The following is a 12,529-nucleotide window of genomic DNA, read 5'->3' on the forward strand; positions in this document are numbered from 1 at the left end:
TCAGCGCCAGCGTTCGTCCTGAGCCAGGATCAAACTCTCCATGATATATGGAAGAGCGTTTGGCTCTTGTTTATTATTTGGTATTACTCATTGTTTGACGTTCTATATAATAGAACCTCGCACGTTGGCGTTCATTCAGTTCATTGTTCAGTTTTCAAAGGTCATCGTTGTCATCACCGGGTGGCGACGACTTGTTTATTTTAACAAACTTAGAAGAGCTTGTCAAGGATGTTTTTGAACTTTTTTCAAAGTTCAATCACCCCGGCCTGCATGGCGCAGACCACGGCAGGATGAAACTCCTGCTGTGTCAGGGCCTTGCCCCGACAGCTTGTTCAGTATACTACTGTGTAAAGAGATTGTCAAGGATTTTTTCAAATCCTTGACGCCGGCCGCCGGTCGCCGGTCGCAAACCCACGCCACATATGCCGATCAAGTATATCCCCCATTGTTCACAGCGGGCCGTCAAAGGCTCCCTTCATAGGGGAGCTGGCCGCCAAAGGCGGTCTGAGAGGTTAAAGGACGTCCCCTACGATGGCCCCGGTTAGGGCGTAAGCCGCCCCTGCGAAGGGGAGGGGGACCGCTTGCGGTGGAGGGGTTCTCCTCTACGAGCCGAGGGTTACTCGAAGCGATGTTGTCAGTCTGAGTCTGTCGCGGCGGAACGCCGCATCTGAATTCGAGGCGGCCTGCGGCCTGCGAACTGCGGTCGGCGCAAAAAAAAAGAGGCCCGCAGGCCTCTTTTTTTATTTAAACAATTTCGTCTGTTCTTTTTCTTCTTCGTCGTTACCTTCGATGGCAATGGTATCGAGTTCGTCGTTACCTTCGATGGCAATGGTATCGAGGGCGGCTACTTTGTCGTCGCCTTCCAGTTTCTGGATCTTGACGCCCGATGTGTTGCGGCCTTTCTTGATGCCAATGCTTTCGATATCCGTGCGGATGACGATGCCATTCGACGTGATGAGCATCAGTTCCTGCCCTTCATGGACGACTTCGACGCCGACGATGTCGCCGGTCTTCGGCGTAATCTTGAAGTTCTTGATGCCTTTGCCACCGCGGAGCTGGACTTTGTAGGCGTCGATGTTGTTGCGCTTGCCAAAGCCTTCTTCGCTGACAGTCAGGACCTGGCAGTCCGGTTCGAGGACGTCAGCCCCGATGACCATATCGCCTTCAGACAGTGTGATGCCGCGGACACCGCGGGTATTCCGGCCCATAGGACGGACATCGTTTTCATTGAAGCAGATGGCCATGCCCAGTTTCGTCGCCAAGATGATCGTCTGGTCGCCGTTGGTCAGGCGCACTTTGGCCAGGTGGTCGCCTTCCATAAGGGAAATAGCGATGAGGCCGTTGCGGCGGACGTTCTTGAATTCATGAAGAGGGGTCTTCTTTACCAGCCCTTTTTCGGTGACCATGAACAGGTTCATCGACGGGTCGACCTGGTCGAGGTCGATGAGGGCGTTGACTTTTTCGCCATTGGACAAGGGCAGGATATTGATGGCGGCAATGCCCTTGGAGTTACGGCTGTTGGCTTCCGGGATTTCGTAAGCCTTCAGGCGATAGACGCGGCCGAAGTTGGTGAAGAACAGGACTGTATTCCATGCCGACGTATAGAGCAGGTGGTTTACGGCGTCTTCGTCCTTCGTCCCCATGCCCTTGATACCGCGGCCGCCTTTATTCTGCGTATGGTATACATTGGCGTTGATACGCTTCATGTAGCCTCGGCGGGTCAAGGTGAGGACCATGCGTTCGTTGGGGATCATGTCTTCGATGGAGAAATCCGACGAGTCGGCTACGATCTGTGTGCGCCGTTCGTCGCCAAATTTCTTCTTGGCATCGAGGAGTTCCGTCTTTACGATTTCCATGACTTTATGTTCGTCAGCCAGGACGCTGCGCAGGTAAGCGATGCGTTTTTCCAATTCAGCATATTCTTCTTCGATTTTTTCTCGTTCCAGACCCGTCAGGCGGCGCAGGCGCATGTCGAGGATGGCGATGGCCTGTTTTTCGCTGAGGCCGAACTTGCTCATCAAGGATTGTTTGGCAATGTCGTCTGTCGCCGATTCGCGGATCGTCTTGATGACTTCGTCGATGTGGTCCAGGGCGATGAGCAGGCCTTCTAAGATGTGAGCCCGTGCCAGGGCCTTGTCGAGTTCAAACTTGCTGCGGCGGGTAATGACATCTTTCTGATGGTCGAGATAGTAGTTCAGGATCTGTTTGAGTGTCAGGACGCGCGGATGGCCGTTGACGAGGGCCAGCATGATGACGCCGAACGTTTCCTGGAGCTGCGTGTGTTTATACAATTTATTCAGGACGATATCGGGATTGACATCGGCCCGCAGTTCGACGACGATGCGCATACCCTTGCGGTCCGATTCATCGCGCAGGGCCGTGATGCCGTCGATTTCCTTGTTGCGGGACAAGTCGGCAATGGACTCGATGACCCGCGCTTTATTGACCTGATAGGGGATTTCCGTCACGACGATGCGGTGCTTCCCTTTATTCATCGGTTCGATAGTCGCACAGGACCGCATCTTGATACTGCCCCGGCCCGTCGAATAGGCTTTGATGATGCCATCGCGGCCCATGATTTTAGCACCCGTCGGGAAATCAGGGCCTTTGATTTTGGTCATGATTTCTTCCAGGCTGGCTTCAGGGTTATCGATGAGCAGGACACAGCCGTCGATGACTTCGCCTAAATTATGAGGCGGAATATTCGTCGCCATGCCGACGGCGATCCCAGCCGAGCCATTGACCAGGAGGTTCGGGATCTTCGACGGCAAGACCGTCGGTTCCTGCAGGGAGCCGTCGTAGTTGGGCATGAAATCGACCGTTTCCTTGTCGATATCTTCCAGCATTTCGCCGGTAATCTTCGCCATGCGGACTTCGGTATAACGCATAGCCGCAGCCGAGTCACCATCGACGGAACCGAAGTTGCCGTGACCATCGACTAAAGGATAGCGCGTCGAGAAATCCTGGGCCAGGCGGACGGTCGCATCATAGACGGAGCGGTCACCATGGGGGTGATATTTACCTAAAACTTCGCCGACAATACGGGCCGATTTCTTATAGGGCTTGTTCGGCGTCATGCCCGCTTCATGCATGGCATAGAGAATACGCCGATGGACCGGCTTTAGCCCATCGCGTACATCCGGCAGGGCACGAGTGATGATGACACTCATGGCATAGTCGATGTACGACGTCTGCATTTCGCTTTCCAGACAAACCGGCACAATTTTATCTACTTGTTGTTCGTCCACAAATTTCACCTCATATACAAACTGAAAATAACTGCCGGCCAGCAAAAGACCCGCAGTCCGAATCGTTGTCGTCTATATGGCAGCCCGTCAAATGAACAAATGGGCGCATACGATTATATTATAACAAATATTTCCATTTTTCTCTAGAGGCGCAAAAAAACTTGTTTCCGCCTGCCTTTTTAGGCTGAGGGAAACAAGTTTTTTAGTGGCTAGGGGTTAGGGGTTAGGGGTTAGGGGCTGGCAGTTCATCGTAATTACTTTTTAATTTTCGACCTACGATGAACGACCTACGACGAACGAGAGCATACCGTGGGAACACTTACCAGAATAATAGCGTATCCCTTTATTTCTTATTGCTGTATCTCCAGATCTTCATTTTTTCAGCTTCTTTGATCAGGTCTTCGCGGAAAGCCGGATGGGCGATGCTGATGAGGCGTTCGGCCCGTTCCCATGTCGAAGCGCCCATGAGGTTGACTATGCCGTATTCCGTGGCGACCCAGTTGACCTGGGACCGCGGGTCCGTGACCGTCGTGCCCGGGGCCAGCGTCGGGATGATGCGCGATTCATCGCGGCCGGTCTTCTTGTTGTGGAACGTCGACCGCAAAGCGATGATGCTCTTGCCGCCACGGGAGCGGTAAGCGCCGTCGGTGAAGTCCAACTGGCCGCCGCTGCCGCTTATCTGATGGGTACCGGCTGATTCGGACGATACCTGGCCGAAGAGGTCGATGTCGATGCAGTTATTGATGGAAATGAAATTATCCATCTGAGAAATGATGAAAGGATCATTGATGACGTCTACCGGATAAGCTGCCAGGAAGGGGTTGTCGTCCATCCAGTCATAGAGGTCCTGCGTCCCCAGGGCGAAGGCCCAGCTTATCTTATCGCGGCAGAAAGTCTTGCGGCGGTTCGTGAGCTGGCCGTGTTCATACATGAGTCGGAAGGCGTCGACGAGCATTTCCGTATGGACGCCCAGGTCTTTCAGGTCCGATTCGGCCAATAAGGCGCCGATCGTGTTGGGCAAACTGCCGATGCCGAGCTGCAGCGTCGCTCCGTCGGGAATCTGCTGGACGATGGTCTTGGCAATCTGGGCATCGATATCGTCGCCTGTCGTAAAGGGAATGGTCGCCAAAGGATGATTGCCGTATTCGACGATGCCGTCGATATCGCTGATATGGATACATTCGCCGCGGCCGCCGAGGACGCGGGGCATGGCTTCATTGACTTCGACGATGACTTTCTTCGCTTTCTTGGTAATGGCTTCCGTTGCCGAAACAGCCGGGCCGAAATTAAAGAAGCCGTGTTTATCCATCGGACCGACAGTAATCAGGGCTACGTCGACGTCGAGGAGGTCGCGGTACATGGACGGCTTGTTGCGGTAACACATGGGTATGAAATTCATCTGGCCAAGGGCGCACTTCTTCCGGTCATAGCCGCTCATATACCAGTTCATGGCCGTAAAGGCCTTGCGCTCCGGGTCCTGTTCAATAATCTGCCGCGGAGCCACGCTCAGGCACATGCGGACTTTGACATCTTGCAGTTCATCACGGCGCGCTGCCAGGGCCTGGTCGAGGAGGATCGGCTGGGTCGTGCCCATGCCGTAATCGACCCAATCTCCGGACTGGACCACTTTTACCGCTTCTTCCGGCGTCATTAATTTCTGTCTGTACATATCTGTCCATTGGGACATAAAAACCACCCTTTCATCTGTATGTATTTTCTTTAGTACGACGTTTTACGTTTGCTTATATTCTTATTATACGACGCTGAAGGCGCCCTGGCAAGGCGTTTAGGTAAACAGGTATATGCCGTTTTGGCATATGCCACGTGGGCGACCCGCCGGACCTTGGGTGGCATTCGCTCCGAGCTGGGAAATCACTCATAGTCTGGAACGGGCTTGCCACGTGCAAGCCCCTACATCCGTGACGCCTGGTGGTTCATCGCTCGTGATTCGTGGTTCGTAAAAAAAAGGGCTTGTCGCACATGCGACAAGCCCTTTTAAGTTGTTAGTGGTTAGCGGATGTTTAAAAACTTAAAGCCCATTTCTACAAACTAAAAACTACGAACGACTAGCCACTAGTCTTATTCACTTTGTCTTTTTTCGATGATTTCGTCCATGATTTTTTTCGGTACTTCTTCGTAGTCGAAGAATTCCATGTTGAACGTGCCTTTGCCCTGGGTCATGGAGCGCAGGACGGTGACGTAGTCTTTCATTTCTGCCAGCGGGACCTGGGCTTTGACGACGATGATGCCTTTGCGGTTGCGATGGTGTTCCATGCCGAGGATGCGGCCGCGGCGGCTGCTGAAGTCGCCCATGACATCGCCCATGTAATCTTCAGGGATGACGACGTCGACGTTGTAAATCGGTTCCAGGAGGATCGGCTTGGCTTCAGGTACGGCTTTCTTGAGGGCCTGAGCGGCAGCGACTTTGAAGGCCATTTCCGACGAATCGACAGGATGATAGGAACCATCGGTCAGGGTAACTTTGATGTTGATCATGGGGAAGCCGGCGATGAGGCCTTTTTCCAAGGTTTCACGGACGCCTTTTTCAACGGCCGGGATGTACTGTTTCGGTACGGCGCCGCCAAAGATCTTATCGACGAATTCAAAGGGTTCGCCTGTCGTCAGCGGCTCGATGTCCAGGAAGACGTGGCCGAACTGACCGTGGCCGCCGCTCTGTTTCTTGTGTTTGCCTTCGGCTGTCGCCTTGCTCTTGATGGTTTCACGATACGGGATGTAAACGTCTTCCTGTTTGGCTTTGACACCGTATTTCCGTTCGATTTTGGTCAGGATGTGGTCGAGGTGGACATCGCCCATGCAGCGGACGATGAGCTGCTTGCCTTCGGTGCTCTTTTCGACCTGGCACGTCGGGTCTTCTTCGCTGACCCGCAGGAGGGCGTTCATCAATTTTTCTTCTTCGCCCTTCTTTTCCGGGACCAGGGCTACCGTATGCAGCGGGTTCGGGAAGCGGATGGGGTCATAGACGACGGGGAAATCAGGAGCGGCAAAGGTATCGCCAGTCCGGGCATTCGGCAATTTCGGCAGGACGACGATGTCGCCGGCAATAGCCGCCGGGACGGGAATCTGTTCCTTGCCGACCAGGGTCAGGACTTTGCCCATCTTTTCTTCTTTATCCTGGGACATATTGTATAACTTGTCCCCTTCCTTGAGTTCGCCCGAGAAAATGCGGACATAACTCAGTTTGCCGGCAAAGGGATCGATGAGGGTCTTGAAGACGAAGGCCGTGAAAGGCTTGTTGGGATAGACCAGGACCGGTTCGCCTGTCTTCTTATCCGTGCCCATCATGACTTTCTGCGAAGCATCCGGCATGTAGGTGATGATACGGCGCAGGAGTTCTGCCGTACCGATATGGTTGATGGCACTGCCGCACATGAGCGGGCAGACGCGGCCCGTCAGCATGCCCTGGCGCAGGCCTTTGCGCAGTTCTTCGATGGTCAGTTCATCGCCGTTGAGGTATTTTTCCAGCAATTCGTCGTCGCCTTCGGCAGCGGCTTCCATGCACATTTCGCGGACTTCACGGGCTTTGGCCATGTATTCTGGCGGCACCTTGATTTCCGTGCATTCGCCGTTATTCCATTCCCAGGCTACCATCTTGCAGACGTCGATGATGCCCCGGAAATCCTTGCCTTCACCGATAGGGATCTGGAGGGGCATGATGGATTTGCCGAAGACGGCGCGCAATTTTTCCAGGCAGCCGAAGAAATCGGCGTGTTCCGCATCCATCTTGTTGACATAGACCATGCGCGGCAATTTCAATTCGACGCCGTAGTCCCAGGCCCGTTCCGTATCCATTTCGACGCCCGATTCGGCCGAAACGACGAGCAGGATGCCGTCACTGGCACGCAGGGCAGCGCGGACTTCGCCGCAGAATTCGGAATACCCCGGCGTATCGAGGAAGTTCAGCTTGTAGCCTTCCCATTCGCAGGGCGCAATGCCGAGCTGGATCGTAACGTTTCTCTTAATTTCTTCCGGTTCATAGTCCATAATATGCTTGTTGTCTTTACCGACGCCAACAGCATCGACAGCACCGCAGGCAAGCAGTAATGATTCAACAACAGCCGTTTTGCCGGCGCCATCATGCGAAAGTACAGCAACGTTGCGAATTTTATCACTTGTGTATTCTTTCATAAAACAATCGCCTCCTATGGAATCTCAGTTAATATTATATATTCGAGATGAAGGGGGCAGATTCCTTTTTTTAAGTTGCATTTTTTCAAAAATAATTATGCTTTTTCTTTCATTTTGGCCAGGACCAGGGAAACCATCAGTTCGACGCCGACTGGCAGGCAGGCTTCATCGACGGCAAAATGGGTATTGTGCAGGGGATAAACCGTGTCGCCGGGCTTGGTCGCACCGAGCCAGAAGAAACCGCCATCGAATTTCTGGAGATAACCGGAAAAGTCTTCGGCCGTCATGGCCGGTTCGTCGACAGCTGCCAGAACGTCCGGGCCAAAGCAGTCTTTGGCTACGCCAGCGACGAAAGCCGCCTGCTGCGGCGTATTGCGGACAGCCGCATAGCCCCGTTCATAGTCGAGATGGCTGACCGTCCCGTACATGGCATCGATGCCTTTGAGCGTATCCTGGAGATGGGCTTCGACGGCATCCTGGGCCTCCGCATGGTACGTCCGGCAGGTCCCTTCGATTTCGACCGTATCGGCGACGACATTGTAGCGCGTGCCGCCAGTGATTTTGCCAAAAGTCAGGACAGCCGGATAGAGGGGATTGACGCGGCGGCTGATGATGGTCTGGGCCGCCGTCAGGAACTGGGCGGCTGCGACGATGGTGTCGACGCCTTTATGCGGCATGGCGGCATGGCTGGCCTTGCCGTTGAGGACGATGCGGATATGGTCCGAAGCGGCCATCATCGGCCCGGGCAGGACACCGATTTTGCCGCTGGGCAGTGTCGGCCAGACGTGAAGGCCGTAAACGGCATCGACACCGTCGAGGACGCCGGAGGCGACCAGGCCCTTGGCTCCGCCGACAGGCGATTTTTCTTCAGACGGCTGGCAGATGAAGACGACCGTGCCGGGGATATCGTCTTTCACCTGACTCAGGACCTCAGCGGCACCGAGGAGGATGCTCATGTGGCCGTCATGACCGCAGGCGTGCATCTTGCCGACGAAATTGGACGCAAAGGGCAAGCCTGTTTCTTCCGTCATGGGCAGAGCATCCATATCGGCCCGCAAGGCGATGACCGGCCCCGGCTTGCCGCCTTTGAGCGTCCCCAGGACCGCCGTCGTTCCGGCGACGTGCTCCTGTACATCGATGCCGAAAGACCGCAGCTTGGCTGCCATAAAGGCAGCCGTTTCCACTTCTTCGCCGGATAATTCCGGATTTTCATGGATATGACGGCGCATGGCACAAATATCAGGCACAGTCCGCTTCACTAAGTCTTTGATAGTCATTTTATCGATCATGGCAAACCCTCCCATGTATGAATTATTATTTATAAAGTATGATTAATAATACCACACAATATAAAGAAATACAACGGTTTCCCCTGTCTTTTTCAAGAACTAGTACAGCTCCCATAAGTGCGTTATAATAAGAATGCAGTGTCACACATCATCATTTACAGAGGAGGCTTATATCATGAAAGCATTTGATACAGAAAACAGCGTCTGGTCCCGCTTCTCACCGGAACAGCGCGGCCAGATGGAAGCGTACAGCGTCCATTACCGTCAGTTCCTGGACACAGCCCGGACAGAACGGCTGGCCAATAAAGAAATCATCCGCCAGGCTGAAAACGCCGGGTTCCATCCCCTGGCTGACTTCACCAGCCTGAAGGCCGGCGACAAGGTCTATTGGGACCAGAAAGGGAAATCGGTCATCTTAGCCGTCATCGGCTCGGCCCCCATCGAAAAAGGGCTGAAAATCGTCGGCTCCCATATCGACTGCCCGCGCCTGGATGTCAAGGCCATGCCTGTCGTCGAAAAGAATAAAATCGTCTATTTCAAGACCCATTACTATGGCGGCTTGCTGAAATATCAATGGGTCTGCCTGCCCCTGTCCCTGGTCGGCGTCGTCTATAAAGCCGATGGCAGCCGCGTCGACGTCTCTATCGGCGAAGACCCGGGCGATCCGGTCCTGTTCATCAATGACCTTCTGCCCCACCTGGGCAAGGACCAGGCCGCCAAAAAGCTCTCTGAAGCCATCAGCGGCGAAATGCTCATGCCCTTGGCCGGCACGAACGGCGAAGGAGAAAAGACGAAACCGGCTATCCTGACCTTGTTAAAGGAAAAATACGGTATTGAAGAAGAAGATTTCACCAGTGCAGAACTGGAAATCATCCCGGCCGTCAAGAGCCGCGACGTCGGCCTGGACCGGTCGATGATCATGTCCCACGGCCATGACGACCGCGTCTGCTCTTATGCCAACCTGGCCGCCATCCTCGATGCCGCACCGGGGGAAAAGACACAGGTCGCCCTCTTTGCCGATAAAGAAGAAATCGGTTCCGTCGGCAACACGGGCGTCCAATCGTCGTACTTCCCGGACTTTATCGCCGAACTCCTGTCCCTCCAGGGCCATGACCAAGAAATCTGGCTGCGCCGGACCCTGCGCAACAGCGAAGTCCTGTCGGCCGACGTCTGCGCCGCCTTTGACCCGGTCTTTGCCGACGCCTATGAAGAACAGAATTCGGCCAAGCTCGGCTACGGTATCTGCCTGTGCAAATACACCGGTGCCCGCGGCAAGGCCGGCAGCAACGATGCCAACGCCGAATTCATGGCCAAGATCCGCCGCATCTTCAACGAAAAAGAAGTTCCCTGGCAGGTCGGGGAACTGGGCAAGGTCGACCAGGGCGGCGGCGGTACCATCGCCTACATCATGGCCGACTGGGGCTGCGACGTCGTCGACTGCGGCGTAGCCATGCACAGCATGCACGCTCCCTTAGAAATCGTCGCCAAAGCCGATGCCTACAGCGGCTACCTGGCATACAAAGCATTTTTTGAAAGTAAGTGATACAAAAGGAGCTGTCGCATCGCGACAGCTCCTTTCAAGTTGTTAGTGGCTAGTTGTTAGTTGTTAGGGGTTAGGTGTTAGAGGATGGTGGCACAAACCTCGTACGACACCCTTTTTTCTGTAGGGGTCGCCACGTGGGCGACCCGCCGGGTATTTGAATCGTTCTCTTAGCAAACTAACCGGGAAATCGTACATATCCTGGAGCGGGCTCGCCACGTGCGAGCCCCTACAGCGTCATTCAGGAGCAAGGATCGTACCTAATGGTATCCGCTTTCCCGGAGCCCTTTGATAGTCTGGTAAAGGCCGTACATATACAGGGCGACGGCAACCCAAGCGAAGCAGAAGGTCAGGCGCAGGGGCGGCGTGATGGTTTCGCCGCTCAAGAGACCGATGACCAGAGTGATGCTCGGCGAGAGGTACATGAGCATACCGCCTGTCGTAATAGGGACGCCTTTGACGCCGGCCGAAAAGAGCATCATCGGAATGGCCGTGACGATGCCCGTCGCCGGCAGGAGCAGCCACTGCCAGCCCTGGAAAGTCCCGACAGCCCCCATGCCATGATATTCGCTGAAGGCGATGAACAGCAGGGACAGGGGCACCATGGAAAAGGATTCGATGAAGACCGAAACCTGGCTGTCCAGGCGGACTTTCTTTTTCAACATGCTGTATATCGCCCAACTCAGGCAGATGAAGAACGACAGCCAGGGGACGACGCCGTACAGGCAGAAGGCCAGGACCAGGCCGGTAGCGGCGACGACGACGGACAGTTTCTGGACCGGCCGCAGCCGTTCATGGAAGATCAGACCACCAAAGAAGACGAGGATGATGGGATTGATGAAATAGGCCAAGCTGGCCTGGAGGATGAAGCCCTGTGTCGTGGCGTAAATATAAGCCCCCCAATTCAGGGTGATAAAGATGCAGGCCCCGGCAATATAAGGCCATTGCCAGCGCTCCTGTCGGACCCCTTTCAGGTCGGGCAGGAGCTTTTTCTGCAATATCAGTAAAAAGCAGAAGACCGATGCCCAGACAATCCGCGAAGCCAGCGTATACAGCGGCGGCAGCTGCCGCAACAGCAGCCAGAAGGCCGGCAGTACGCCCCAGATGGCCTGACTCAGCACGAAATAGATATAACAGATTTTGCTCCCGCCCATAAGACATCTCCTTTGTCTGATACCTCTTAGTATTATCACTATCATGCAATAGGTAATCTCATTTGTCAATAACAAGACAGCATGTCCCTGGCGGGAGCCTTTTCATACTTCTTCGATATGATGGGAACCGTATTTTTTGAGTACCAGTTCGGTCAGATACTGGGCCGTCGCTTCGACGCCGAGGAAGCTGCTGTTGATGAGCAGATCCGTATGGTGGAAGTCGCCTGGCAGATAGCCGGCGTAGCGCACCTGGTAGGCATCGCGGGCCCGGTCGACGTTGCGTATCATTTCCTTGGCCGTCCGTTCGTCCATCTTGAGGCGTTCGACGCAGTTCTTGAGGCGTTCTTTATAGGGCGCATAGATAAAGATGCGCAGCAAGTGCTTGGAACATTTCAGGATGGAATCGGAACAGCGGCCGACGATGATGCACGACTTGGCATCGGCCAGGTCCAGGATGATTTTCTTTTCCACCTGGAAGAGTTCGTCCTGTTTCCGCGATTCGTCGTGCCCCAGTGGGAAGCACATGCGCCAGAAGCGGTTCGGCCTGGCAGATTCCTCCAGGTCGCTGGCAATAGACAAGGACATATTCATCTTCTTCGCTGCAGCTTCGATGAGGTCGCGGTCATAAAATTCGACGTTCAGGGCTTCGGCCATTTCTTTGGCAATGGGCCGGCCCATACTGCCGAACTGGCGGTTGATGGTAATGATGAATTTTTCCATCGTACTCCCTCCCTTACGATAAGAAGCGGCTCAGGAAATTGCGGGCCCGTTCCGTCTTGGGGTGGCTGAAGAATTCAGCCGGCGTCGTATCTTCCTGGACGATGCTGTCGGCCATGAAGACGATGCGGTCTGATACGTCGCGGGCAAAGGCCATTTCATGGGTCACGATGACCATGGACATGCCGTTATGGGCCAAGTCGCGCATGACGTCAAGGACGCCGCCGACGAGTTCCGGGTCCAGGGCCGACGTCGGTTCGTCGAAGAGGATCATCTTGGGATTCATGGCCAGGGCGCGGGCAATGGCAACGCGCTGCTGCTGGCCGCCGGAGAGCATATCCGGCATCTTTTCGGCCTTATCGGCCATGTCGACCTTTTTTAGTATTTCCATGGCAATATCGTGGCATCGGCTTTCTTCATGTGCTTGACGCTTTG

8 protein-coding genes are annotated in these 12,529 nt (G+C 54.5%); 1 reads left to right on the forward strand and 7 read right to left on the reverse strand.

Going from position 1 to position 12,529, the window contains the following annotated elements; all coding sequences use genetic code 11:
- Positions 1–740 precede the first annotated feature (740 nt).
- From gyrA to NM10_RS07680, 4 genes are all read right to left on the reverse strand, one after another.
- Positions 741–3,248, reverse strand: coding sequence for a DNA gyrase subunit A (gene gyrA, locus NM10_RS07665; RefSeq protein WP_020311016.1), 2,508 nt, complete (start codon positions 3,246–3,248; stop codon positions 741–743).
- A 343-nt stretch (positions 3,249–3,591) separates the two neighbouring features.
- Complete coding sequence (locus tag NM10_RS07670) at positions 3,592–4,935, reverse strand: acetyl-CoA hydrolase/transferase family protein (RefSeq protein ID WP_020311017.1); 1,344 nt, start codon at positions 4,933–4,935, stop codon at positions 3,592–3,594.
- 392 nt (positions 4,936–5,327) lie between these two features.
- Positions 5,328–7,394 (reverse strand): elongation factor G, encoded by a 2,067-nt coding sequence (gene fusA, locus NM10_RS07675; protein ID WP_020311018.1) that lies wholly within the window; start codon positions 7,392–7,394, stop codon positions 5,328–5,330.
- Positions 7,395–7,489: 95 nt separating this feature from the next.
- Positions 7,490–8,683, reverse strand: coding sequence for a M20 metallopeptidase family protein (locus NM10_RS07680; RefSeq protein WP_020311019.1), 1,194 nt, complete (start codon positions 8,681–8,683; stop codon positions 7,490–7,492).
- A gap of 175 nt (positions 8,684–8,858) precedes the next feature.
- Between NM10_RS07680 and NM10_RS07685 the strand changes: the two genes are divergently transcribed.
- Positions 8,859–10,226: an aminopeptidase gene (locus tag NM10_RS07685; RefSeq protein ID WP_020311020.1), complete on the forward strand. Its 1,368-nt coding sequence runs from the start codon at positions 8,859–8,861 to the stop codon at positions 10,224–10,226.
- Positions 10,227–10,483: 257 nt separating this feature from the next.
- Here the strand turns inward: NM10_RS07685 and rarD are convergent, their stop codons facing one another.
- The 3 genes from rarD to NM10_RS07700 all read right to left on the reverse strand — a co-directional run.
- The gene (rarD, locus tag NM10_RS07690) at positions 10,484–11,377 is read right to left on the reverse strand and encodes an EamA family transporter RarD (RefSeq protein WP_020311021.1); all 894 of its coding nucleotides are present in this window, start codon (positions 11,375–11,377) and stop codon (positions 10,484–10,486) included.
- Positions 11,378–11,479: 102 nt separating this feature from the next.
- On the reverse strand, positions 11,480–12,097 hold the full coding sequence (locus NM10_RS07695) for an AAA family ATPase (protein WP_020311022.1): 618 nt from the start codon (positions 12,095–12,097) through the stop codon (positions 11,480–11,482).
- 13 nt (positions 12,098–12,110) lie between these two features.
- Positions 12,111–12,529 (reverse strand): amino acid ABC transporter ATP-binding protein (locus NM10_RS07700; RefSeq protein WP_020311023.1); only part of this gene is annotated, 419 nt, incomplete at its 5' end.

The sequence above is a fragment of the Megasphaera sp. NM10 genome, from assembly GCF_000417505.1.
GTDB lineage: Bacteria > Bacillota > Negativicutes > Veillonellales > Megasphaeraceae > Megasphaera > Megasphaera intestinihominis.

Coding starts and splice junctions, on each gene's coding strand:
- NM10_RS07670 (WP_020311017.1), bottom strand. CDS start 4,935: ATGTCCCAATGGACAGATATGTACAGACAGAAATTAATGACGCCGGAA.
- fusA (WP_020311018.1), bottom strand. CDS start 7,394: ATGAAAGAATACACAAGTGATAAAATTCGCAACGTTGCTGTACTTTCG.
- NM10_RS07680 (WP_020311019.1), bottom strand. CDS start 8,683: ATGATCGATAAAATGACTATCAAAGACTTAGTGAAGCGGACTGTGCCT.
- NM10_RS07685 (WP_020311020.1), top strand. CDS start 8,859: ATGAAAGCATTTGATACAGAAAACAGCGTCTGGTCCCGCTTCTCACCG.
- rarD (WP_020311021.1), bottom strand. CDS start 11,377: ATGGGCGGGAGCAAAATCTGTTATATCTATTTCGTGCTGAGTCAGGCC.
- NM10_RS07695 (WP_020311022.1), bottom strand. CDS start 12,097: ATGGAAAAATTCATCATTACCATCAACCGCCAGTTCGGCAGTATGGGC.